The 24,825-nt window shown below is 33.6% G+C and carries 29 protein-coding genes; 3 read left to right on the top strand and 26 right to left on the bottom strand.

Going from position 1 to position 24,825, the window contains the following annotated elements; all coding sequences use genetic code 11:
- Window positions 1-67: 67 nt before the first annotated feature.
- The 16 genes from Q9R36_RS07550 to Q9R36_RS07475 all read right to left on the bottom strand — a co-directional run bounded on the left by Q9R36_RS07550 (window position 68) and on the right by Q9R36_RS07475 (window position 9,077).
- Window positions 68-277, bottom strand: a complete 210-nt coding sequence (locus tag Q9R36_RS07550; RefSeq protein ID WP_311224784.1) for a hypothetical protein — start codon at window positions 275-277, stop codon at window positions 68-70.
- Window positions 267-461 carry a hypothetical protein gene (locus tag Q9R36_RS07545; protein ID WP_311224783.1) on the bottom strand — a complete coding sequence of 65 codons (195 nt, stop codon included), beginning with the start codon at window positions 459-461 and terminating at the stop codon, window positions 267-269. The genes Q9R36_RS07550 and Q9R36_RS07545 overlap by 11 nt, the downstream gene beginning before the upstream one ends.
- Window positions 462-753: 292 nt before the next feature.
- Window positions 754-1,101, bottom strand: a complete 348-nt coding sequence (locus Q9R36_RS07540; protein ID WP_311224782.1) for a hypothetical protein — start codon at window positions 1,099-1,101, stop codon at window positions 754-756.
- Window positions 1,102-1,380: 279 nt separating this feature from the next.
- Window positions 1,381-1,728: a YgiT-type zinc finger protein gene (locus tag Q9R36_RS07535; RefSeq protein WP_311224781.1), complete on the bottom strand. Its 348-nt coding sequence runs from the start codon at window positions 1,726-1,728 to the stop codon at window positions 1,381-1,383.
- Window positions 1,729-1,741: 13 nt separating this feature from the next.
- Entirely contained in the window at window positions 1,742-1,933 is a 192-nt protein-coding gene (locus Q9R36_RS07530) for a hypothetical protein (protein ID WP_311224780.1), read from the bottom strand.
- Between the two features lie 231 nt (window positions 1,934-2,164).
- Entirely contained in the window at window positions 2,165-2,356 is a 192-nt protein-coding gene (locus Q9R36_RS07525) for a hypothetical protein (RefSeq protein ID WP_311224779.1), read from the bottom strand.
- Between the two features lie 307 nt (window positions 2,357-2,663).
- A complete protein-coding gene (locus Q9R36_RS07520; RefSeq protein WP_311224778.1) occupies window positions 2,664-2,882 on the bottom strand; it encodes a hypothetical protein in 219 nt (72 codons plus the stop codon).
- A gap of 66 nt (window positions 2,883-2,948) precedes the next feature.
- Window positions 2,949-3,098, bottom strand: a complete 150-nt coding sequence (locus tag Q9R36_RS07515; protein ID WP_311224777.1) for a hypothetical protein — start codon at window positions 3,096-3,098, stop codon at window positions 2,949-2,951.
- Between the two features lie 405 nt (window positions 3,099-3,503).
- Window positions 3,504-5,105, bottom strand: a complete 1,602-nt coding sequence (locus Q9R36_RS07510; protein ID WP_311224776.1) for a DNA N-6-adenine-methyltransferase — start codon at window positions 5,103-5,105, stop codon at window positions 3,504-3,506.
- A gap of 66 nt (window positions 5,106-5,171) precedes the next feature.
- Window positions 5,172-7,040 carry an LPD29 domain-containing protein gene (locus tag Q9R36_RS07505; protein ID WP_311224775.1) on the bottom strand — a complete coding sequence of 623 codons (1,869 nt, stop codon included), beginning with the start codon at window positions 7,038-7,040 and terminating at the stop codon, window positions 5,172-5,174.
- 157 nt (window positions 7,041-7,197) lie between these two features.
- Window positions 7,198-7,392: a hypothetical protein gene (locus Q9R36_RS07500; RefSeq protein ID WP_311224774.1), complete on the bottom strand. Its 195-nt coding sequence runs from the start codon at window positions 7,390-7,392 to the stop codon at window positions 7,198-7,200.
- A gap of 72 nt (window positions 7,393-7,464) precedes the next feature.
- Window positions 7,465-7,632, bottom strand: a complete 168-nt coding sequence (locus Q9R36_RS07495; RefSeq protein WP_311224773.1) for a KOW domain-containing RNA-binding protein — start codon at window positions 7,630-7,632, stop codon at window positions 7,465-7,467.
- A 175-nt stretch (window positions 7,633-7,807) separates the two neighbouring features.
- Window positions 7,808-7,969 carry a hypothetical protein gene (locus Q9R36_RS07490; RefSeq protein WP_311224772.1) on the bottom strand — a complete coding sequence of 54 codons (162 nt, stop codon included), beginning with the start codon at window positions 7,967-7,969 and terminating at the stop codon, window positions 7,808-7,810.
- 149 nt (window positions 7,970-8,118) lie between these two features.
- Window positions 8,119-8,421: a hypothetical protein gene (locus Q9R36_RS07485; protein ID WP_311224771.1), complete on the bottom strand. Its 303-nt coding sequence runs from the start codon at window positions 8,419-8,421 to the stop codon at window positions 8,119-8,121.
- Window positions 8,422-8,505: 84 nt separating this feature from the next.
- Window positions 8,506-8,775, bottom strand: coding sequence for a hypothetical protein (locus Q9R36_RS07480; RefSeq protein WP_311224770.1), 270 nt, complete (start codon window positions 8,773-8,775; stop codon window positions 8,506-8,508).
- The gene (locus tag Q9R36_RS07475) at window positions 8,772-9,077 is read right to left on the bottom strand and encodes a hypothetical protein (RefSeq protein WP_311224769.1); all 306 of its coding nucleotides are present in this window, start codon (window positions 9,075-9,077) and stop codon (window positions 8,772-8,774) included. The genes Q9R36_RS07480 and Q9R36_RS07475 overlap by 4 nt, the downstream gene beginning before the upstream one ends.
- Window positions 9,078-9,342: 265 nt before the next feature.
- On the opposite strand from Q9R36_RS07475, the gene Q9R36_RS07470 reads away from it, so the two are divergent.
- Window positions 9,343-9,756 carry a YopX family protein gene (locus tag Q9R36_RS07470; RefSeq protein ID WP_311224768.1) on the top strand — a complete coding sequence of 138 codons (414 nt, stop codon included), beginning with the start codon at window positions 9,343-9,345 and terminating at the stop codon, window positions 9,754-9,756.
- A complete protein-coding gene (locus tag Q9R36_RS07465; RefSeq protein ID WP_311224767.1) occupies window positions 9,753-11,075 on the top strand; it encodes an ISL3 family transposase in 1,323 nt (440 codons plus the stop codon). Before Q9R36_RS07470 ends, Q9R36_RS07465 begins: the two co-directional genes overlap by 4 nt.
- 233 nt (window positions 11,076-11,308) lie before the next feature.
- On the opposite strand, the gene Q9R36_RS07460 is transcribed toward Q9R36_RS07465, so the two are convergent.
- From Q9R36_RS07460 to Q9R36_RS07450, 3 genes are all read right to left on the bottom strand, one after another.
- On the bottom strand, window positions 11,309-12,826 hold the full coding sequence (locus Q9R36_RS07460; RefSeq protein WP_311224766.1) for a TOTE conflict system archaeo-eukaryotic primase domain-containing protein: 1,518 nt from the start codon (window positions 12,824-12,826) through the stop codon (window positions 11,309-11,311).
- 248 nt (window positions 12,827-13,074) lie between these two features.
- Complete coding sequence (locus Q9R36_RS07455; protein ID WP_311224765.1) at window positions 13,075-13,227, bottom strand: hypothetical protein; 153 nt, start codon at window positions 13,225-13,227, stop codon at window positions 13,075-13,077.
- A 508-nt stretch (window positions 13,228-13,735) separates the two neighbouring features.
- Window positions 13,736-13,912, bottom strand: coding sequence for a hypothetical protein (locus tag Q9R36_RS07450; RefSeq protein WP_311224764.1), 177 nt, complete (start codon window positions 13,910-13,912; stop codon window positions 13,736-13,738).
- Between the two features lie 414 nt (window positions 13,913-14,326).
- Here Q9R36_RS07450 and Q9R36_RS07445 point away from each other — a divergent pair, with 414 nt between their 5' ends.
- Window positions 14,327-15,676: a hypothetical protein gene (locus Q9R36_RS07445; RefSeq protein ID WP_311224763.1), complete on the top strand. Its 1,350-nt coding sequence runs from the start codon at window positions 14,327-14,329 to the stop codon at window positions 15,674-15,676.
- A 1,033-nt stretch (window positions 15,677-16,709) separates the two neighbouring features.
- Here the strand turns inward: Q9R36_RS07445 and Q9R36_RS07440 are convergent.
- The 7 genes from Q9R36_RS07440 to Q9R36_RS07410 form a co-directional block, all read right to left on the bottom strand.
- Window positions 16,710-17,057, bottom strand: coding sequence for a hypothetical protein (locus Q9R36_RS07440; RefSeq protein ID WP_311224762.1), 348 nt, complete (start codon window positions 17,055-17,057; stop codon window positions 16,710-16,712).
- Window positions 17,058-17,097: 40 nt separating this feature from the next.
- Window positions 17,098-17,772 carry a hypothetical protein gene (locus Q9R36_RS07435; RefSeq protein WP_311224761.1) on the bottom strand — a complete coding sequence of 225 codons (675 nt, stop codon included), beginning with the start codon at window positions 17,770-17,772 and terminating at the stop codon, window positions 17,098-17,100.
- A gap of 29 nt (window positions 17,773-17,801) precedes the next feature.
- Complete coding sequence (locus Q9R36_RS07430) at window positions 17,802-18,980, bottom strand: ParB/RepB/Spo0J family partition protein (RefSeq protein WP_311224760.1); 1,179 nt, start codon at window positions 18,978-18,980, stop codon at window positions 17,802-17,804.
- 298 nt (window positions 18,981-19,278) lie between these two features.
- A complete protein-coding gene (locus Q9R36_RS07425) occupies window positions 19,279-19,953 on the bottom strand; it encodes a hypothetical protein (protein ID WP_311224759.1) in 675 nt (224 codons plus the stop codon).
- Window positions 19,946-22,141, bottom strand: a complete 2,196-nt coding sequence (locus Q9R36_RS07420; protein ID WP_311224758.1) for an AAA family ATPase — start codon at window positions 22,139-22,141, stop codon at window positions 19,946-19,948. Before Q9R36_RS07420 ends, Q9R36_RS07425 begins: the two co-directional genes overlap by 8 nt.
- A 4-nt stretch (window positions 22,142-22,145) precedes the next feature.
- On the bottom strand, window positions 22,146-22,334 hold the full coding sequence (locus Q9R36_RS07415) for a helix-turn-helix domain-containing protein (RefSeq protein WP_311224757.1): 189 nt from the start codon (window positions 22,332-22,334) through the stop codon (window positions 22,146-22,148).
- 230 nt (window positions 22,335-22,564) lie between these two features.
- Window positions 22,565-24,817 (bottom strand): FtsK/SpoIIIE domain-containing protein, encoded by a 2,253-nt coding sequence (locus tag Q9R36_RS07410; RefSeq protein ID WP_311224756.1) that lies wholly within the window; start codon window positions 24,815-24,817, stop codon window positions 22,565-22,567.
- Window positions 24,818-24,825: the final 8 nt, after the last annotated feature.

The raw sequence follows: 24,825 nt of genomic DNA, 5'->3' as shown, positions 1-24,825 counted from the left end.
AAAACTGGACTACCTAACTCCGTACTACACTTGCCTTGGCTTCGTAACCCTTGTTCGGCAGATAACTTTACTTATTAATGTTTTTTATTTGCTTAATTCCTTTAGTAAAGTGCTGTTTTGTTTTATATAGACTAAAAGCAATTAAAGGTATAAAAACCAAGGTAACACCTAAAATAGATATTGATTTTTCTGGTAAAAATAACGTACTCCCAGTTACAAGTAGTATGGAAAGAGTGTACCAAGTATAAACGGCATCCTTTAGTGCTCTATTTTTCAAAATTCCATCTCCTATTAATTATTTTTGAATTATCAATATTCACTTCTGCAATAATCTTATCGTTACCAGTAACACCCTCATCATCATAATCTATATAAATCTCAATATGGAAAGCTTCTGGATACTTCTCTTTTAGCAAACTCTCCAATTCCTCTTTACCTAATACTAATAACTTTTCTTTCATATTCACACAACTTTCTTTAGTTAGTTTAATTGTTTTTAGGTGGATCAAATATCATCATAGGCAACCAAAAGACTGTAGTTAAAATGAACATGAACAATATAAAATTCTTCCCACCCATTGCATTAATTACCCTTTTACTTGATTCTAATGATTTTATATCCCCTTTGTCCATTAACTCCTCATTCTCGTACTGCTCAATTTTTTTATCCGTCCATTTGAATACAAAGTAAGAAAATATCATTCCTACAAGTAAATATGTAGAAAGTAGGATACTGAACAATTTATCACCCTCTTATAGCGATTCTTTCGCATTCTCAATTAGCTTATACAACTCAGACATTTGATCCTCATTCACTTCTATCTTATTTATCCTCCCATTAATAGCAGCAATAATATTGTAGTTGTTAATTATTCTATTGTTCTCTCCCACTGCTTCACCAGAATATTCTATAGTGAAATTTTTTGATTTCACCTCAATTTTATCATTGCCATCAGACCAGTTATTAATTAGTTTTGTTATCTCAACATACTTACATTCTTGACTATCAATAAGGCTTTGGTAGCGTTCCATTGCTTCAGGTTCCTCTTCAAATCTCTCTATGCATTCATTATCATTTATTACATAAAACACTTCGTACATTTAATTTATTGCCTCCTTCTTTCAATTGTTTGCTTTAATTGCTATGTAAAAGATTGGAGACATAACAAAAGGTGTAATTAGCATTAGCAATGTTGATCTACCAGTAAAAATAATGTCTCCAATTACCCATATGACCATAAACATTACTTGATATTTAAATAAGGTACTTAGAAGCTTATAGTCCATTTATTACCTCTTTCGGTCAACGTTGTGACTTCCAATCTAAATAAGAAATTTCCTTTAGTTTCAAAGCTCAACTCACCATCTCCCCTTTTATTTTTAATCTATAAGACTTACTTCACTAGCTCCATCCACATAAGCTCTTTCCAAACTCTCTTTAACCAGCACCCTAGTCTTTCTATCCAGTCTTATATGATCCATTTCACACGAATAAACTGGCACGTTTAGAACTGTAATTTGCTTACCTTTGTATTGAGTGATGACGCTGTTTATACTCTTCTTTAATTCCCTTCCACAGTAGCAATTCATTACTGATTTTACTTCTTTCGAGTGCTCATCGACTCGCTTATCCCAACAATTATCACAAATGGCTTCATAGCTTTCATGTTCTGTATAACCCAACTTCTCGTTTAGTTCTTTGCATTTGCTGCATTGAGCGTCACCCATATGCTACTCCTTTCTACTCTAATTTATTTCTCACCTTAGTCAATTCACTAATCAACAATTCCAACCACTCTTTGTTAAATGATTTAGGGACTATAGGTGGAACTAATTTGTTTGATGGATTTAAACCCGTCATGATAAATCTACCTGTCTTAATATTGCCACTTACTACTCTCCCTTTAACAATTGTTTCTTTAATGAACTCCAATAGTGTAACCTCCCTAATTTATGAACTCCGTTTTACTCCCGAATGCTCACTCATACTCTTGTTTTCATTAACTTATTTCTCATAAAATGTGTATTTCTTCGGAATCAATATATCTCTTCAGTGTCCTGATTGATCGTCATTGTCTTAATAAATTTGTTATTCATATACAGAGCTAGAACTAAATATTCTTCATACTCAGCAATGACTTCACTCCTTATTGATACTTTAAGTTTATTTTTCATTGCTTTTCACCTTAAACTCAGGTTGTTTGTAATCTGCCTTTCTTTCATAGATGACAGTACCCTCAACTAATTCCCCTTCTTCTGTATCAACCAGTACCTTCTGCCCTACTCCACTCTTTGAATACTCAGGTAAATAATGAGGAATTCCATTTTCATCCCACATTGCTGTCCAGTACCTCATAATATTATCTTCTGGTGGTACAAGAATATCTCTAATACCGTGCATATTAACCCATGTCCAGCCATGTCCTTTACTGCAATTTCAGCATCTTTTAGTCTAGTCATTGTTTTTCTTCCTCCCTTAGTGAATAATATTCGTAATATCCGTATATTCAAGATCCTGACTAACAAACCAACTGATACACTCAGCAGGTGTGCATTCAATCCAAATTTTACTCCTATGCTGCTCACTAGGCTCAGTTAAACTGGCGACAATTTCAAGCCATTTGCCAACGTTATTTTTAACTAGGTATGCTCTTTCGTTCATATTACTCTTCTGCCCATTCTTCTGGATTCTCAATATAAGCATCTACAACCCTTTTTAAATCCTTTATCCATTCCCTAACTGTATCTGTCGATTCGCTAAAGCTATCTTTGAGGAAATATCCTGTCTCTTTTTCCATTACATAGTAATATGTAGAATCCCATCCGCCCATTGATCTTTCACGCTCTACATTTATTTCAAACCCCTTGTAGTTAACTTTCATTATTTATCCTCCCTTTTCAACGTAAAAAGTCACTTTTATGGTGAATCACACTTTTCGGATAGTTAATTATTCTTGATTAGCAAACCACAGCATTCTTTCTAGATCTTGTTTGGGTATTTTCATTTCGCACTCTTCTTCCCCAACCTTGAAAACTAAGACAATTTCACCTTTTAAAGTTGGTTTAATGTCATACATGAAGTCATCTATCTTTTTCATTTTTCACCCTGCCCTTCGTTCTCATTTTAAGTCTATAATCCCTTAATAAAATTCAAGCCAGCAATAAAAACTCAGTTGTGTTATATAGATTTTCAATTTCCTAAAAATCCCAGTGATAAAAAGGTCGTGCTGTTATATGCAATTTCATAAAATTAGCCCGTGATCCAAACACTCGGCTGTTATACAACATTTCCAAATTCAAAAACTCATCAACAAAACTGCATAACTCAAAGCGACAACTCCAGAAAAAATTAAAGTGTATGAATTATTCTTAACAAATGTTTTCACGGTCTCACCTCCTGAAAAGTCCAGCTCGAAAATTGGCTTGCTGTTATATGGCTTTTTTGGGCTATATAGGAAGGAGTTTCGATCCTCCCTGCATTGTAATATGTAATTATTTTTTAATTAAGATGTTAGCCTTAACAATTCCTCTGTCTGAACAATGTAATAGTTTCTATTCCTCATAACATCGTTATAAGATTTTTCGCCTTCAAAGTTGTCAATTACTTCCCTTTCTTCGCTTGTCATATCGTTATATGATGCCTTTCCGTATGAAGGAGGTAAGAAGCCTTTCTTCTGGCTGCCGAATAGGTTAAATTTCTTTAATAGTTCCATGTCTTTAAACTCTATATGAGTAGTGCCTTTTTTATAGAATGTTACATAGAAATACTTCAGATCAATTTTTCTAGTTTCCTTATAATGTTCAGCCATTTTTAAGGCTTGTTCTAGGTCAATTTCTTCCGTTCTTCCACTGTCTAAGTAATTAAATACTTTCTCTATATCCTTTAACTTGTCTTTCACTTGATACCTTGTAGGATTATAAGGATTACTCATCCAGCCATCAAAGCCACTCAAAGGAATGATAACTTTTTTATTGATTTTGTAGGCTTTGTTAGTTTTCCAACCGTTATACATATGGATATTTTTAGAGCTTTCATCATAGTAATGCTTGTAACTGAATTCCTCGAACAGGTTTAAAATTGTATCTTCTACGCCCTGAATCATTTCTTTATTTAATTGAATCCTAATTGTATAGATATTATAGAAAGAGAAATCATAATCTTTAAGCTCTTCCACTTGCTGCATATATTTCTGCTTGAGGTTACTTGTAAACAGTCCCATAAACTGTTCATTATTAAATAGTGCCTTCCAATATTTCAACCTTATTTGCTTTATATATCCATTCTCTAAGTTGCTCCCGTCTTTGTCTTCATATTCTAATCCAAGCTTTAATACTGGGTTACCGTTATCCTTAAAACTCCCCAACATGTAAGGCACTAATGAATTATATTCCTCAATAAGTCTTAATCCTGCTTTAACTTCATAATTATATTGCTGGACAATTCCTCTTATAAAATCTGACTCTATTAATTTGTCGCTGTTATACTCGCTTTTAGCCTTGTAAGCTTCTTCTTGTTTCAGTTCGTCAAGGATTACACTGCTATGTTCAATTTTAGGAATGTCTATAAAGATAATTACCGTTTCTACATTTGTTTTTCTTTCTGCTTCTGTGAATGCATCCTGTAAAAATTCAACTTCTGCATTATATTTGTCTAGTTGAGCTATTAAATCTTTTCTTGTATTGCTGTATGGGTTTCTTAGTGTTTCAGCATTAAGGAGACAAACAATCTTTCCACCATTTTTCTGCATCTCAATTGCTTTTAATAAGTGCTTATCACCATTGCTAAAAGGTGGATTCATAATAATTGCATCATACTTTTTGAAAGTGTCATAGCTAAGATAATCATCATGCACAAGCCTAAACTTCTTGCCCTGTAAGATATGCTGCAAATTGTTATCTACCTCAATGGCATCTATGTCATACTTTTTATTGTTATAGTGTCTATTCTGGTGATATTTAAACTTTTGTGTTATAGCCTCTATTAGATCCCCTTTCCCTGCACTCGGCTCAAGTACAGAGCTTATATATCGAAAATCAATTTTGTTTAGCATCTTACTTATAAGACTCTTAGGTGTTGGATAGAAATCTGGATTGTCTTTAAACATCTTCATAGCCTCCTAGCAATATTCAGGGGTTTTTGTTATGGCAGATTCCCCTAAACTGCTGCCGACTTATAACATCGGCTTATAAGTGTTCACAATCGGCAAAATTTCCTGCTGCTCAAAGTGATTTAGTATCTCATCATACTGTCTGTTATCGCATGAATGGTATTTGCTCTTAGTGACTAGGAAGCCTTTTGTTTCTTCCTGCTCATGTAAAACTGATGTTGGGAGCGTATGCCACCCCTTATAGACCAACACGGTAGAATAGAAGTATTTATAATGTAAATTTCTCTTTTTCTCCGGTTTAAAGGTCAGTTTAACCGCATTGTCATATTGTGCATACTTAGCATTTTCCACGCTATCAAATGTTATTCTATTTGTTACAATGGAACCCCAATCAGAGATATAGAACAATGTAACCTTATCCCCCTGCTGAATCTCTGCCCGTTCAAATTGATCTTGTATTCCGTCAACTTCAGTTAATAGCTTATACATTGCTGTTTTAATTGCTTCTATATCTAACTGCTGGATAACTGACTTAGTTAATTTAAATTCATATCTAATTAATTTTTCTTTCATGTTTTTCTTATATTCGTTCCAGCTTTCTTTTTCCCATGTTGCCATAATGTCTAATTCTTCAATAACCTGTGTAGAAATATCGGCTAAAGTTTCTGCCTGTAATTTTAGTGTTTCTAACTCTTCACCGGAGACAACTTGATCAGGTGTTACAGTCTTTTCAATTTGTACATTGTCTGTTAATCCTACATATCTAGCATATGAATATCCTTGAGCATCTACAACAAACTGAAGGTTTCCTTCAAAGTAAATTGCCACTCCTTTTAAAAACCATTTAACCGTTTTCCTTTCAAACTCATCCATGTTATAGAAGTCTGTCATCGAATTAATTCTATTGTCTTCTGTGAAGCTGCCGCCTGTGTTAGTTAAGAAATCAAAGTCATTCATTAGCATGTTAGAGAAGTTTTCTAATGCTTCTGCATTGTTGAAATGTATTTCCTTTGTTACTCTTACATCTTCCAAAGAGTAATCGCCTTTTAAAACTTCCTCTTTGTATTTATCTAGTGTGCAATTTTTGTTAAGGTCTGCAAACTCTGCACTAGTGATAAAGTATTGATTGTTTTCGTCCAGTTCGGAAATTTCAATGCTGTTATAGATGTTTTCAACTGCTTTCTTTTCCTCTTCTTCACGCTTAGCAAGTTCGGCTTGCTCTGCATCATATTTTCGACTCCATTCTAGATATTCCCGATGCTTTCTATCTTCTTCCGCTTGTTTAGCTGCTTCTAGTTTAGAATCAAAATCAACCATATCCTTTTTAACTTCTTCTGTTGCTTCTGTTTGTGTATAATCATAGTCAACATCTAAACCAGAGAAATAGAAGTTATAGCTTGCAGGAATATCAGAATAAGCGTCACCAGCATCGTAGCAAACTCTATAAGCATAGATCAGGTTATTTACATATGCTTGAATTGCTTTTAAATATTCGCTATCCTTCGCATATGGTGATGCTTTAATATCTGCATTAATTTCTTTATAGTAAGGAACACGTACAGAAAATTTACATTGTGGGAAACGTTTCCTGATGTGTGAACGAATTTCTTTTGCCATGTCCCTAATATCTTGCTTTGAGTCTACTTCTATTTCTGTCCATTGTGTAGATTCCCAAAGGCTCATAGTAACCTTTTTAGCTTTTGTTTGCTTGTTTTCTTTTGCGACTTCAGGTGCTGCAACTTCTTCAGATCCTGTTAAAGTGTTAGCAACTTGGAAAGCTTTTTCGGATTGCTTTGTATACCAGCATTTTTTGAAGTTAGACCAGCGAAAACCGTTAGATTTTAACTCACTTAAAATATTTTGTTGTGGCTTAGTGTTAAAATACAATTCGATTCCGTTTAGTTCCTCATTGATCTTCATAGCTACTGACATTTAAAACACTCCTTAAAAGTTTTTTATGTATTATTTAACTACCCTTATTGTAACATGGTAAAACAAAATAATCAAACATAAATTAACTAATTTTATAAATTTTTTCAATTGTTTTTTTATAAAAGAAAAAGCAACCTTTCAATGATCTGGCTGCTCTCTATATCCCATATTCCCTTTTAAATGCCTCCAGTACAGTCCTTTCAGCCTTGCATAACTCTTTATACTCCTGATCATCTATAAGCCTCATATCAGCGTCTAAAGCCTTATAAAAAGAAGGGTGCTGCTCCAAGTATCCAATTGTATATGTAATTCCTTTGATGGTGGATTTTAGTTCTATAATTGTTGGGTTCATGGTGGATTCTCCTTCTTTTTATGAGATTGTTTTGTGTGATTATTTCCTTTCAAAGAGACATTTGATCGGGAATTAAAATTCTAATTCAAACTCGTCAGTATTTAACCAGATAATTGCAGTTGGTACTTCTTCATTCATATGATACAAAGCCACCTTAACCTTTTCTTTATTAGTGCTATATTTCATTAGCTTCCCGTACCATCCTTTAAATGCACCGTTCAAAACTTTACCAAAGTTCATCTTTAATTCCTCCAATTAATTTATGTATTTGTTTAACTTGTTACCCTTATTTTAATACAAAACAAACTAACAAACAAGTATAAACTAACAAATTAACCTGAAATATTTAAAGTTTTTTCTGCTGCTGGATTACAAAAAGAAAAACACTCCCTTTAACAGAAGTGTTAAGACTGGATTACACTAGCCAAGGATATTGCTTTTTAGCTTCTTTTTTATCTAACCAGTGTTCATAAAATTTTACTCCTGTCATTCCTTTCTTTCTCATTTCCTCGAATGCTTCAACAGTAAAAGCCAACTTTCCATTATCGATAAAGTGAACCATGATAATACCTTCCAAAATAACAACTCCTATTAGTTTATTTTTTAATATATTCAATCTCTCGAATACTCTTATATACTCCCTTATGCTCCTGTTTTCAACTTAATGTATCCCTTAAAACTACCCTTTTATGGGGAATTATAGAAAGGAGAGCCATCAAAGTGCTATTATACGCCTAATTTATTCGGTTTAATACTTTGCCATGCTTCCTCCATTGCTTCATTCATTAGCTCAACTGGACATACTTCTAACATCTTAATAAATTTGTATTTTTTTCTTTCTTCAATACTTAATGATCTATAACTATAATCATTAGTCATATTGGTTCCGCAAGTAAAAGTGAATTTTCTTTTTCCTTTTGGCTTTACTCCAATATCATCTAAAATAAATTGTTTTTCATTTATCCTAATTCTAATTTCAAGTTTTGTTCCGTCATCCCTTACTTTTTCAATCCTAAATTGATTATCCATTATGTAAAATTCCTCCCTCTTTTAATCACCTATATACATTTTATCTAGCTTCTTATCTTCAGATTAAAGTTATTCCTATATAAATTATAGCCTCCCTGCATCCTCAATAGTTTGTCTTTTTGTTCTTCTGCCGATGAGCAAATATTTACTGTAATCAATATCATAAAGGTTCCAGTGATTCCCCATAGTTCCCTCAGTACGGAAAACAAATACATTCTTTTGGCTTGGAGTTGTAAATGAATTACCTTTATAATTAACTCCATCAATTGCCAGTATAGACTTATGTAAAACCGGATTAAATGTTTCTAATTCATCAAATTTATACAGGTCTGAAATTTCATCATAAGCAATCATTGTGCAATTGCCTCCTTAGTTATAACTGGCTTAATATCTTCGATGTAGCAGTCAAATTTTAATTCTTTTTTATTTGTGAATTTATAAACATCAAACAGGAAAATTTGCTGCCCATCTTCATTGATATATTGTTTTTTAACTGGCTTTCTAATTCTTATATTACCTCTTGATGGTAAACAAGCTTCAAACATTGCTTTTTTGCCGTTATTTTCAATTATCATGAACTGCCAAACATTAGGTGTACAAGATCCTTTTTTAAATAATTCCTTACGAATAAGATCATATAATAGTTGGTCAGTCATTTTTAATTCCTCCAGTTAAGTTGATTAATTTGTAAATCCCTTACTAATTATTATTTTACATTAGTTTGTTTTGTATTGCAAGTAAAAGTTGGTGGATTTATGGGTTTTTTGATAAATTTGTTTATAAATTTTGGGTCTTCGGATTATTTAGTGGAAAACCTATTTTAATATCTTAATAACAATTACATCATAAATCGGATTATTTGGTGGAATAATACTTTAATAAATGGTACAATTAACCTATCAAATGATAGGAGTGGTAATAATGAGAAATTTAAAGTTTCGTGCATTTGTTGATACCTATTCACATTGGCATATGACAACTGACATGGCTATTAACGCAGATGGTTCTTTCTTTCACAAGGGTCTTAACAGCAAGAAATATCCAGAATGGAAACTAATGCAATTCACTGGTTCTTTTGATGTCAATGGAACAGAAATCTATGAAGGGGACATCGTAAGAGTTTTTGTTCCAACTGACCCTGAGATGCCAGAGTATGTCTCTCATGTTTTTGATTACTATGGTGCTTTCACAGTTGAATGCAAAGGCATGGACATTTACACTGATTACTTTGTATTAGGTTGGCTTGAAGAGTATGAGTTTGAAGTAATCGGTAATATCTACGAGAACCCTGAAATCGAAATGCCATACAACCAATGGGAAGCCATTATCCGATGACTGACTTATTATTCCTACCAGACCTTACAGCAGTGGAACCACCGCAAGAAAATGAAACCGATATGATGTTTAAAGTTGAAGCAATAGAACCACCAGAGCGTTGTCCTGAATGTGGTTTTGACAAGCTATACAAGCACAGCTCCCGAAAGCAATTGATTATGGACTTGCCCATTCGTTTAAAGCGAGTGGGCTTACAATTGAATCGCAGACGATATAAGTGTCGTGAATGTGGATCTACCTTCTGGGAACGTCTTATATCCATTGATGAAAAGCGTAGTATGACCAAAAGGCTTATAGAATCCATTGAAGAGCAATCTATGTCTAAGACCTTTGTAGAAGTCGCAGAAAGCGTTGGTGTTGACGAGAAGACCGTCAGAAACGTCTTTAAGGACTATGTGGCATTCAAAGAGAGAGAATACCAATTTGAGACTCCTAAATGGCTTGGGATTGATGAAATACACATTATCCGTAAACCACGTCTTGTACTCACTAACGTTGAGCGTAGGACTATCTATGACATCAAGCCTAACCGCAACAAGGAGACTGTCATTCAACGTCTTTTAGAGATTGAAGATAGGTCTTATATTGAGTACGTCACAATGGATATGTGGAGACCTTACAAAGATGCTGTCAACACCGTTCTGCCACACGCTAAAGTAGTCGTAGATAAGTTCCATGTTGTCAAAATGGCTAATTCAGCTTTAGACGGTGTTAGGAAGGCTCTCAAAGCTAAAATGACAGCTAAAGAAAGGCGTACCCTTATGCGTGAGAGGTTTATCCTCCTAAAGCGTAAACACGACCTAAATGAGCGTGAATTATTCCTCTTAGAGACTTGGTTAGGTAGTCTGCCTGATCTAAAAGAAGCCTATGAACTAAAAGAAGAGTTCTACTGGATATATGATACCGATGATCCAGAGGAAGGCAGAAACCGTTACATCCAATGGAGACACCGTTGTATGGCAAGTAACTCTAAAGACTCTTATAAAGACCTTGTGAGAGCCGTAGACAACTGGCAAGATGAAATATTCAACTATTACGATAAAAAGCTCACTAACGCTTATACAGAGTCCATAAACAGCATTATTAGGCAAGTAGAACGTATGGGTAGAGGTTACTCATTTGATGCCTTACGAGCCAAAATACTGTTTAATGAGAAGCTCCATAAGAAACGTAAACCACGATTCAATTCGAGTGCTTTCGGTCACGCTATGTCAAACTTCAACTTTGATTGGGATGAAGTGACAGACCACGACATTACAGATAACTTTGGTGTCGATTTTTCCACACTTATTAAGATTTTGGAGAAGGGTGGCTTATAAGCCCTTTTCCACCATAAAATCCGAATGCCCTAAATTTTGAAGACATTCCAGCCTATAGAATTGAAACTAGGACACATTCTCCCTAAATAGAGCTTGTGTCCCGGAGTTATGAATTATTAAGTTTCCCATACTGTCGTATAATAGAATTATTTAATTAATTTATAATAGAGTTGAGTTATTAATAAAGCTATATGATACAGTATATTAGTATGTATTAATGCATAGTTAGTATATCAATAGTAGTATTCAGCATTATCATGCATATCCTTGAAATCATAATATTGTCGTTTAGGTAATAATCCTTTTAATTCATCTAAATCAAATAGTGACATTACAGCAGAAGTATATAAAAATTCGTTTGTTGGATTAGTCTTTAAGAAATTAGAATTAATTGTTATTACCTTTTTATTTTCAACCTCTGAAACAACACATCTATATTTGTTCGGTTTCTTAAATTTACTTTTACTTTTTCCTGCACTTATATTCCTTTCAATAATCTCGATAACTTCTATTTCTTCTAAGTATTGAATTCTTCTCATGCAAGTTCGTTCACTTAATCCTGAAATTGTTGCCATCTGATTATAAGTCATATAGAAAATGCCATTCTTATTAGCAAATCTTTTACTGTGCATCAGTATTCCATATGCAATTAGTTTATCATTCTGATTCTTAGCTTTAAGTATGGTTAACATTTCATTATAACTGATTTCAATTTCCTGATCCGTATTTACTAATCCTATATTATTATCATATATGTATTGGCATATTCGTTCTATGTCCCTCTTACACTCTTCTAAAGGTGTAGTATATGTATTCCTATCCTGAACCAATAACCATTCGTAAAGCCTTGTTTCTGCCTCCTGTTGAGCTAATCCAAGATAGTAATAGTAACGGCAAAGGAAGAAAGTTTTATTATGTCTGCTGCCTTTATGCGTCAATCCTTCATCCTCTAATTTGATTGCAGCTTCTATAGTTTGCTCAGGATCAACATTTATATTATAGATTTCTAAAGGCTTATACTGTAAATCTATATTATCCTTTTCTGCTTCAATCTCTAGCCCATTTTCAACTTTATTAATATGTACTGGTTCGGTTAAATCCTTCATTGACTCGAATATGTTGGTTAGAATATCAGTGTCAATTTGTTCAATTGTCAGTATGTGATTGTAATTCGTGATTGGTTCAAGTGTAATGGTGTCTACATACCAGCAGATATTTGTGAAAGCATCCTTGTTCTTAAAGTTACGTCCTAAAGGTATCTTAACACCTTGTTGGCTAGGTCTGAATTCAACTTTACCGTCATTAGATACAATGTCACCTTGCTTTATAACAAGCTCAAAGAACCGTTTACAGCCCTCTAATTCTATTAACTTATCAAAGTATATTTCTACATGATAACCCTTATTTCCGCTTGTTGAAACGTGTATGTATTGCTTTGGTATGCCTATATCGACTAATGTATCAATGACTTTGTATGTATGCCATTTAGCAAGATCCCTGTCATGAAAATCAACATCAAAGCAGATAAATTTTGTAAGGAAATCACCTGAGAAAACGCCAATAGTTTCTTTACCTTCTAAATGCCTCTTAATGTGATAATCGTTTAACTTTCTAAATTTGCTTGTAACGGTTGCGTTTGCCTGTATGTATTCACCATTTTTAGTGAGGATTAAATACTTGGAGCGTTTAGTTATAAACAGTTTGTTAAATTGTTTTGTTAATAGTTCGAGAGTCGTATCATTAAATTTCATTTATTTCTCCTTTGATTATAAGTATTGCTAACTGATTAGAATATATAATAGATTACTTCTTATTAGCATTAAATTCGTTAATATGTTGTTGCATAGTCTCATTTACTAAGAACTGAGCAAAAATTTTATTAGTCTTTATGTGCCTTGCTCTGGTCAAATACTTATGTCCTTTACTCAAAAGGAAATTAACTAAATCTAGATCGTATGTATAGAAAATATGTAAGCCGTGATTCTTATCTAACATTTGTTTAACCTCCAAGCTTTATTTCTTCATTGGTGACTGTGATATTAAAGTATCCTCTTTCGAGAGCTTTCTTTGAAAATACTAATGCTGCCCATTCATGATCATATACATTGCAATAACGATATGTTGCATCCTCATAGTATACAAACCATTCCAATAAGTTTAACTCCTTTCATTAGTTTAATTTGTATAGAAACAAAGTCAACCCAAAAAATCTACAGACTACTCCCTTGGTTTTGTTCCTACTACTTAATTATAGCACATATGGGAAATTGTACAATAGGTTTTGTGAAGTTTTTTAATTATTTTTTAATAAATTTTAGTTTTGGGTGGATGATAGAATAAGTGTAAAAGAAAAAAGACCAGCTGGAATGCTGATCCTTTGAGTGTATTAGTTAGATTTCTTTAGGTTGATGAATGGAGCTTTCTTTAGGTTAATGAGGTTTCTTTTAGTAAGATTGATCATTGGATCGCATCTCCTTTCTGGTTATGTGTGATTGTTTATTATTGGTTTACTTTGTTAGTTTAGCTACATACTTCCGGTTAACAGTAGATTTAATACTTATTGTGTCGTCTAACCATTTGGATAGTTTGAATACTTTTTGAGTTGTCATGGGATTATTCCTCCTGTTTGGTGGATTGTTAGTTAGATTGATTAGCATTCATTAGCTTAATTCAACAAAGCTGCAGTTCATATACTCGATGACTTCATCATTATAGACAATCTTTGTTGATCCTTCACGCTGATATCCTTCATATACATTTACCTTTGTACCTTCTGGAATGTAAGTTTCAATTGTATCATCAATGTATACGTCAAACTTGATGGTTAGAGTTTTCATTAGATTAATTCCTCCTTAGCAAATTGGATAAAAGTAGACTGGAAAGTGTGATTGATTCGGATATACTCAGAGATGAAAGCAAATGTTTGATTGTGGAAGTATTCGCTTAGGTAGATAGATACTGTTAGTGTTAGGAAGATTAGAGTTGCTAGGATAGTGCAGATTAGGAAAGTTAGGGATGGGATCATTTGAGTGGCTCCTTTGGCTGATTGCCGTTTAATTTGATCTGGTTTATTTGTTTAACTTGTTTTGTTTATGTAACCTTTATATATAAGTAATTATAGCATGGATGAGGTTGTTTGTATAGTTTTATTTGATTGTTTTTTATTAAAACCAGCATTAAATTTTCCTTCTGTTAATACAAATTAAACTAATATATGTTATAATTAGGTATAAAACAAAAGGAGGAATTGAATGGAGTACACAGAGCAAGAACTAAATTTAATGGAAGGATTGGAGGATTTACCTAAGAAACCGTGCAAAGTTTGTAAAAAGATATTTCCAGTCAGTGTTGTATTTTTCTATGCTGAGAAACGGCAGAAAGATGGATTTGAAAATAAATGCAGAGTTTGTAGAGGTGGCAATTATCGAACTGGTATTACTAAAAAAGGATCTACATGTATTGATGAAAGCTTAAAACATCTAAGTATTGAAGAAGCTTATGAAAATTTTAGAGTTAATAATACCTTACCATACCAATCGTTTATCCTAGATAATCATATGTATATTTTTTATTACATGATTGAAAAAGAAAATGTTGATACAAACACCTTGAATACTATAGATAGAAAATGGTTTCAAGACAGAAGATTATACAGCTCATTATTAAGACTATATAACGGAAGCATATTCAAGTTTATTGATGCAGCTTATCCTAACAAGTTTAATGCATGGGATTTCATTACTGTTGGACGAAAGTATTGGAAGGTTAGGGAGAACAGAGTTGAAGCCATTAAATGGTTAATAGATCAAATATTAGATGATGGTACATTGGAGAGTATTGATGATATACCTAAGATAGTAACTCTTACATTGTTCAATGATAGATCAATTGGAATGTTACTTAATTATTATGACTCTTTACATGATGCTATTGAAGAGATATATCCTAACAAGTTTTATATATGGCAATACAATAATAATGCAGAAAGTTTCTATGATAGCAAAGAGAATAGAATAAGATGTTTAAAGGAATTAGTACATAATTATTTAAAGTTAGATGTTAGTGATATACCTAAAGTGTTGAGCTATGAATACTTTAATCAGTGTTATCATGATAAGTATCTAATGAGATTTAAATACATACTGGATAGATACTATGATAGCTTATATGATTATGTAGATGAAGTGTTTCCTGGTGTCTTTGATAAGAGAGACTTACCGTATAAGAATGGGTACAGTACATTGGATAATATAAAGGTTAGATCAGAGCCAGAAAGAGCCATACATCATTACTTAATGGAGTTAGGTATTAATTATAAATATGGTGATTACGTTGGAAGGATGAAATTAAACGGAGTGAATGTACTGCCTGATTGGTACATATATAAAGGTGATAAAATTGTACTGGTTGAATATTATGGGATGCTAGATATGAATAACGTGGACTTTGGATATAATGATAAATATGAAAAGAAAGAGAAACTATATAAAGAATTGTGTGAGTTAGATAATACATATGAGTATATGGCAGTATATAAAGAGGACTTGGAAAATGGATTCACTGGATTTAAAGATAAATTAATTAAATATAATATTATCTGAGATGGTGCTAACTATCTCTTTTTTTTGTGTAGATAATTATAAGGTCAAATGAACTTGAAATATTTAGGTTAAATAATTAAATATGAGTAGATATATGTAGTATCGAAAACTATGTAATATAATATAGATAAACACATAAGCAAATACTTATATAAGAGATGAAGCAATGCGGCAGTGTTATATGCGATTTCCTTTTAATTATAAAAATATGAGCTGCAAAAACTGGATCATCTGGAGAATTAAAAAATTTAAGCTTGTACAATCAATATAATCGGCTGAGATGCTGCTGGAATAGGTATAAATGAATGGCTATTCACCAATTAATGGTGGAATGAATCTTCTACGTACAAAAATAAGGGTATAAGGGGGCTTGGTTTACATTTCTAATTGATATTCATTCTCAGTTAGAAGGGGCAGCACATTTGGTCACACACCCTACCTAAATTTGGATACGATAGAATTTTTATTGAATCGTCTTCGCTATCGTCCCAACACGATTCAATCCCTTGATACTCCTACGTTTTCAATTTTCACCTCATCCTCTATTCACCTCAATTTCACCCCTGATCACACCATTTTCACCTATTCATCCTCAATAAATCCCATTAGATCAACGTTTGAACGATTCCACTCCCCATCTAACCTATCCAACTCTCCATTTCGTCCACTCAAATCCCCTCCAAACCCTTACCATTCCTACATTTTCCTCACCTCTATATCACTCTCCTACGCCCTCTAACGATAACATTTAATCGTACCTATCCTCATTTACCTCACATTTCACTTAAATCACCCACAAATCCCTCTACATCAACGTTTATCCAACTTTCCACCCTAATTTCCTACCCAATCCATTCTAATTTTCACTGGTACGATAACAACTTTTTTACGCATATTTCACCCTACACTATCCTAATTATTTCCAATTAATATCCATCCACCTCTGATCAACCTACCGGGGGGATTAATTTACACCAAAATAAAAAGGCAGCCTGTATAGACCACCTCAAGATTTTTATATTAGATTAATTTATTAAAAAATATCCTCAAACATTGTATAAAGCTTAAAGTTTTCCTCTTCCTCAAATAACAAAATCAAATTTTTGTTGTTCTCATGCTTTTCAACTGGTATAAATCTATGGTTATCATATTCCTCAACGTAGATAACCGGATATGTAACTCCATTTAGTTCCACTTCTTTAATATACATTTGATCAAAGTTTATTCTCAATGAGGACACTGAGTCTTTTAACACAACGTAGCTATCAGTCAATTCCTCAATCTTTCTTGTCCCAAGTGAACTTTCTCCACTTAGCCTTTTAAAACGAAAAGTAGATACATATCCTGCCCATGCTTTTTCAAATAGTTCTTTCTTATTCATTTTCATCATTCTCCTTTAAGTTTAATTGTTTTTTATTAGATTATGAAAGTAAGTTTTTATCGCTGACTAGAGACTCTTCAAGCAATTCTCGGATGTCAATTTCTTCTTGTGAAATATGTTCCACTGGAGTAAACGGTTTGATTACTCGGAAATCAGCATTTCTAAATGCCTTATAATCATTAATTGTTAGATTATCAATATAGTCTTTAGCAGAGTCAAACAGTGTAGATTTAATATTCTTATAGCTTCCTGAACTGCTTCCATTAATGTTTCTCTTGATGATGCTGTATAGACCAAATCTTACGTAGCCAATCTTCTTGCTGAATTCCTGAGTTCCATATAATTCTGGATACAATACTTTAGCAATATAGGTGGATTTTTCTCCAACTAGTGCTGCAATTTCTTCTGCTTGAACATCTGAAATTTTTACATGTTTTTGAATTTCAGCAACTTTATTATAAGCTAACTGCGCTGACTTGATTGCAATTTCCTCAGATCGCTTACTCCTAATCTCTGATTCTCTGACTTCATCCCTTGTGTTTTGCATTTCTGCCCAGAACTCTTGGAGTTGCTTAACATTAACATCGTTAAATCCTGATTGGTTTTCTGTATACTCCTTTAGCATTTCCCCTTGCATTTTAATCTTCTCATTTTGTGACACCAGTGTACTCATCATCATTTCAAGTAATTTTTGGTTATTTTCATTTGTACTCATTTATTTTCTCTCCTCTTTTTAAGTTAATATTATTCCCCTATGTATTCAATTACATTTTTTGTTTCATCCATAGAACTTATTTCACCTTGAAGCATATCTTTTAAATTATCGGTATACTTTTCTAAAGCCTTGACAGTTTCCATCATTTCTTTCCTTACAGTTTTATCCGCATAAGCCATGGCTCCTTGTAAATATATACTTGGAGAAGCTTCCTTAATAAACTTTTGCACCTTAATTTGTAGATCGAACATACTTATGTGTGCCTCTGATCTCAGAGAAGCTTCTTTCTTCTTTTTTTGGTCAATATTGTATTCATCTGAGTTAAGTATTCTTTCTAACTTCTTTTTTTCTTCTTCTAAATCACCAAGCATTATCTGCAGCTTACTTTTACTTTCTTCTTCAACTTTAACTCTGTTTTCTAGCCTCCTCAATTCGTTTTCAATATACTCGGGAACAACCTCTTTTTCAACCATCACCTCCTTAACAGGCTTTTCTTTTTCTTGTTTAAGTTGATTCTTTAAAACATCAACCTGTTTCTGTAGCTCTAGCAATTCCTGTGTTTGTTTTTGAGTCATACCTGATATCTCTTTGCCACCTATTTGCTTAAAAAACCTTTCTTGTTCTTCAAGTGTTAACTTTGCCCAAATATTGTAAGCAACAGTAAATTTCAAGTTCCCTTCCTCTAGCATATCTTGTAGTTCAGGAATAAGTTGTGTTAGCTTTTTATATCTCGTAATTAAAGTGTGATCCACTCCAATATCCGAAGCAAGTTGTTTTTGAGTTTTCAAATATGAATTATTCATATTTGATTTTCTGTCACCTCCCTTCTTAATTCCATAAATCCGTTCTAACTCAACAATACATCTAGCCATTTTCATAGGATTAACATTACCTATGCCTCGTTGAAGAATATTGGTGCTTATTAAATCCTCAATAATCATATCTTCTTTTTTAGTACCAGATTGAGGGTCGCTCTCAGGATAATGCGTTACTCTACAGGGTACTTCAAGAATTCCTAACTCCTTACAAGCTCTAACCCTTTGATGACCAGATACAATTGTTAAATCCTGTGACGTAACTACCCCCTCAACTACTCCCCTGCGTACAATCGACTTTTTAAAGTCTTCCCACTTATCACCAGTAATATCATCAAAGAATTCACTGTTTCTTGGATGTGGTTTTAAATCTTTAATCGCTATGTATTGCAATTTTCTTTCCCCTTTCGATATGTTTGATTTATTAGTTTTTATATTAGTTTATTTTTTATTAACTGTCAACACTATTTAATTATTTTTTCTTAAATTTCTTCAAAATCAACTAGGTGTATTTCATTTAAGATACTCCTGTATTTCATTTAAGATAAATGGAATTTCATTTAGGATAGAAAGGTATTCCATCTTACATGAAATACACGCTAGTAAGAATATAGATAAAAGATATAAAAGAACCAGTATAAAGAGTTAAAAGAACCAGTATTTCAATTTGCAAAACGAGTTTGCAAATCGTTTAAATCTCACTCAGCTTCGTATGTATTTTTTCAAACTCATCGGCTCTTATGTAATAGTGATTGTTGTACTTGGAGAATCCCTCTTTTTCATTTCCAAATTCATTAGGCAGAAATTCTCCTGTACTCTCAATCTGATGTTTAACTATTTTTATCAACTTATTTTTCTTTAACTTCCTCAGATACTTATCAATCGTCTTAGGATTACTCCCGATATCAGCAGCAATCGTATCTCTGGAACAAAAACAAAACTGATCATATCTGTTAATGTAACTCTTCAGATAGTACAGCAACCTCACTCCTTCATATCCAACTGTGTCCAAGATGCATTTATCCATAAGGTAGTAAGGTAACTGTGCAAATTTGAATCCTTTATTGCTGGTGAGCATATCTCCGTTCAACTCAATCTTTATCAACCCTCTTTTAGGCAGACTGTCTAATTCTGTATTAACCAAGCCATATTCCTTCAACTGATTAATACATTTCTTAAAGGTTTGGTTACTTTTTATATTGGAGTAGAACATGAACTTCTTATGGTCAATATCCAACACTACCTCCTTAGCTTTTCTTACATAGTAATGTTGGATCAATTTCAGATAGACGTAAAAAGTATCATGGGATATCTCTGGATTTCTAATTAATTCTGTTGGAACCTGTATTTGAAACTGTTTAGTCAACTGTAACCTCCTCCATTAACATATCCTTCAAGAATGTATTACGCTGCAGATTCGCAATTTTCTTCATGGCAAAGTTAATTGTTTCTGCTTGGCTAACAATTACTAAATATTCTTCCGGGCGTGTTACGGCAGTGTACAATAGGTTACAATTAAGTTGATACTTATGAGCCTTATCTGCAATTGCTATGACTGACTTATTTGATGACCCCTGCATTTTGTGCATCGTCATTCCCCATGCATGTAACAGATTGCTCAATGAATCATATCCCATTGGTACAACAGCAAATCCAAAATCAATAAGAAGCTCTTCTTCCTCATCATCAACTTTAATAACTTTGCCTATATCACCATTTACAATATCTACATATCTGCCTCGTTCAATTTCCACATCATATGTATTCTTAGTATTGATCACTAAGTCACCTTCTCTGAACACTACATCGTTCCCATACTTACGTTGTGGCTTCTCATTATCTCCATTTACAATTTCCTGTATGTGTTTATTTATTTCTACTGTACCTAATTCAGATTTCTTAGTTGGAGTAACTACTGTGACTTCCTCACTTTTATATTTCTCTAGAAGTTTATTAAAATAGTACTGATATCCACCTTTTACTTTCTCTTGAGGAACACTTGCTACAATACAGTTATCACCAAATTCATATATCCCCACATCACTGTTCTTAAGAAACTTCTGACCCAAACGCAGCCTCGTGGCGATATCAATGATCCCGCCTTCTTTTTGACGGAACACAATATCCAACTTCGTAGTCGGAATCACTTTACTCTCCAGCATATCATGGAGTACATTACCTGCAGACACAGAAGGAATTTGGAATGGATCACCAACGAATAATAACCTTAATTTTCTATGTCTGCATTTCTGTAGTAACTTGTCACAAAGGAAAACATCAACCATTGAATGCTCATCCACAATGACAAATTCCTCTTCAATGAAAATCTCGTCTTCCTCATTCTTTGCTTCCCTACCTTGACCAATGGCTCGATGGATTGTTTCAGCAGTCCTCTTTGTGTAACCTGACAACACCTTAGCTGCTTTCCCTGTGGGTGATAGTAATCTATAGCTAATCCCTAAACCCTCCAACAAGTCAATCAACAATCCAGTTACAGCTGATTTCCCACAACCAGCAAATCCTGTCAATATATTTACATTTGATTTTTTAATATTAAAGAAGAATTCTTTCTGCTGATCAGTTAAGGTCATCTCCCTTTTCTCTTCCTGTTCAGCAACAAATTTCTCTGGGTCAAAGTTTAGCTTAGTTGATTTACTAAGCAATTCTTTAATCCGTTTCGCTATTCGAGCTTCTGCATTATAATATTTCTTTAAGCAGATGTTCTCACCAACTAATTTAACTTCATCCGTATCTTCCGTGTATTTATATATTAGATTCTCATTAACTCCAATTAACTCCATTACTAATTCAGCAGCTTTATCAATTTCACAGTATGTATGTCCATTATTCGCTTGGTCATTAAGCACAAAATCAATTGCAGATTGGATTCTATCCTTCCCATTAGGGTCATTCCCCATTGACATAGCAATTGCATCAGCTTTCTTAAATCCAATACCGGATACTTTCGTAATTTCATACGGTGTCTGCTTCAATGTGTTAATAAGGACTCCAGCAGACTTATAATATCGTACAAGTTTGATGATTAGATTATTACTGATTCCATACTGACTTAGTACAGTGAACGCTTCCTGAAACTCAAGATTCTCAACAATAGCCTTTTTGATCTTAAGGAAAGACTTCTCACCTACTCCATGAACCTTGCTGACATCAAACTTGCCCTGCTGGACTAATTCAATAATATCCTGATTAGGGTAAGCCTTGAAAATAGCATCTACTTGATTAGGTGTTAGGATTGTTTGCAAATACACTCTTTGGCTTTCTGAATCCTTGGGAATCTCCTCAAATATGGAAACTATCTCGTACCATGCTCCCCATTGCTTATCTTGACGTTCAATGAGTTTAGCATTGTATTCCTTTTCAAGTGTAAGCTCAACTGTATTACCCTTTATAGAAAATGTATCCCACTTTCGGTCAACCATTACCTTTCCTGCTTCTTTTGTTTTACAGAGGTATATTCCGAAACTTGATTTGTCATCATAAAATCTTTTCTTACTGGGACTAAGTTTCAACTCAATAATGTTCTCTTGACTCATTCTATCACTCCTCATTTAATTTATTCATTCCTAAATATTCCGTCCATTTCTGATACAAATGTGAAGGTATGCCCTGTACTTCATTCTCCATTTTGCTAACATAACTCTTATGTACACCTAGTAAACTGGCAATCTGAATCGCTTTAATGTCCAATATTATTCTTTTAATCTTAAGTTGTTTCCCAGTAAGCATTATAAACCTCCTTTCAACAAGTTGATAGCTTTATATTAGTTTATTTTATATTATAAGTCAATAATAAACAAAATAATTACACAAAAATTGTTTCCTGATTTTTTATTATAATACTAACATTTCCTCTGCCTCACAACCTTCTCCGCACTATTGGTATTCTCGGATATATTCCTTCTGAGTTTCCCTTACAATAATAAGGAAAAATAGAAAGAGAATGACAACTACACATGTCACTCTCTCCATTTAACCAACTCATCTTCATCTGCTACAATGACAAATCCTCTTCCCTGTTTCTCCAACCAACCTTCATCCACTAATTCCTTAACCAGATCAGATACAATATTTATCCTTATCCCCATTCTCTTCTGCAACTCGCTTATTCTCGTTTCCCCTTCAGTTGCTATTATCTTCTTTAGTTGGTCAATCGGCTGCTCTTCTTCCTTAATTTCAATTTCTTCATGTGGCTCAATTCCATCAAACAACAACTTCATCCTTTTGAATATTTCCTCTTCCTCATTTTCATCTAATGTAATAACTGGTGTTTGGAATCGCTCATATTCCTTCTGCTGTCCTTCTAACTGACAAGCTCCATCTCCCTTCCCTAACAATGTGTAAGGGATTCCTTTACCAAACACAGTCATGTAATCTGAGGATGTTTTAAGTCTAAAGCTAATCGCAGACGGCAGATTACTCTTCAACACACTTGTAACAATAGTAGCTAACGGTTTCTGTGTAGCAATGACCAAGTGAATACCCGCAGCTCTCGCTTTCTGACTCAACCTAACTACATGATCCTCCACTGCTGGATTAGTCATCATCAAATCAGCGTACTCGTCAATGATACACAATAGATAAGGCATCTTGATTTCACTTTTACTATTGTACTGTTTAATATTTCTTACTTTAGCTCCAGCAAGAATACTGTACCTCTTCTCCATTTCTATACATAAGGAATTAACCAATTTAACTGCTAACTCAGGGTCAGTTACTATTTTACTTACCTGCGGAAATCCTTCATATTGACTAAACTCCACCTGCTTAGGATCTATAAGCATGATATGCAATAATTCAGGAGGCACAGATGATATTAAGCTCATTAGCAATATGTTAAGGAATACTGACTTACCACTTCCAGTAGCACCTGCCACTAGCAAATGCTTCAAATCAGCCAAGCAAGCAAAGTTTAACTCCCCGGATGTATTTTCACCTATGACAAAAGGTAACTCCACTTCATCTGCATACTTCTGAAATTCAGGTGACTCCAAGATGTTTCTCAGATAAAGAACGTCCCTTTGTTCTCTAGGTAGATAAATGTTTACTGTATCCGGTTCATCTCCAATTTCAATGCTAATGGAATCATCACCTAATGCGGCTTGAATATTTTTTACGTTCTTCTGGATATTGGAAAAGTTAATATCGGACGGAATCTCCGCAGTAACCTTGATTAAAGTTGCACCTTGGAACACACTCTTTATTTTCAATGGTTTCTTGGATATACTAACTCGTTTGAATGCAGTCTTAAGTTGCTCAAGTGTTTGGCTGTCAATATTCTCTTCAATTCTCTCACCCTTAGGTAAGATATCAATAGCCCTAGATATATAGCTACTCTTCTGGATTTCCTTGAAAATACTTGTTACAGGCTTAACTTTGCTAACTCTATCCGGTACTGCAATATCCGAACTTCCCTCACTACCAATCAAACTATATATCTCCTCAGCAGAGAGTATCTGATTAACTGAATCAGTCTGAAATGACCTATTTTCAATGTTTTTTACAATTTGCTTCTTACTTTCAGCATTTTTTAACTTAATTTCATTAAATAATTGTAAGTCTTGAAGGATTTTAACCATTTCCTTCTCAAAATAACCCTCATGCTTTTGCTCAAATAATACAATCCTACACTCAAATCTGTAATTATCCTGCAGTATTTTCCTTTCCATTTCTTCAATTGGATCTCTCTCCAACTTGAAATTCCCTATTCGATTCAACACTTTGAGGAAATTATTCTGAACACTCCTCATTATTTTACTGTCTACAGGATTATCACTACCTTTCAAGTAATCCTCATACTGACTGATTGCTTCTTCTCTCCAATTGTCCATCCTTTTTGCTATTAATATCTGAGTGAGCACAGAAACCTTATCCAAACTTGCAATTTTCTCTAACAGTTTGATGTGATTATTAGTATCTAGGGGCATAAATATCGGCTTAGTTAGGATTAACTCATATACAGTCACCTCCTTTAACTCTTGCGTGATACTCCAACTCTTATCTGTATGAGGGAATTGAAATTTATCAAATGAAGGAGTACAGATATACTGCTCCGAGTAATCAGTCATGGAAAATTGCTCAATTAGATATACCCCTTCACCAATAAATCTGCTGCTAATGATCTTGTTTAAGAGTTGATTATCAATTTCAGATACTGAGTAACAATTTGACCTTTCATTTTCAATTGGTGTGCGATTCAATAATCTACTCAATGACATCT

This window comes from Bacillus sp. AG4(2022) (assembly GCF_031844465.1).
Lineage (GTDB): Bacteria > Bacillota > Bacilli > Bacillales > Cytobacillaceae > Bacillus_AB > Bacillus_AB infantis.
The sequence above is the reverse complement of the archived record's forward strand: the minus strand, read 5'-3'. Positions and strand labels throughout refer to the sequence as shown.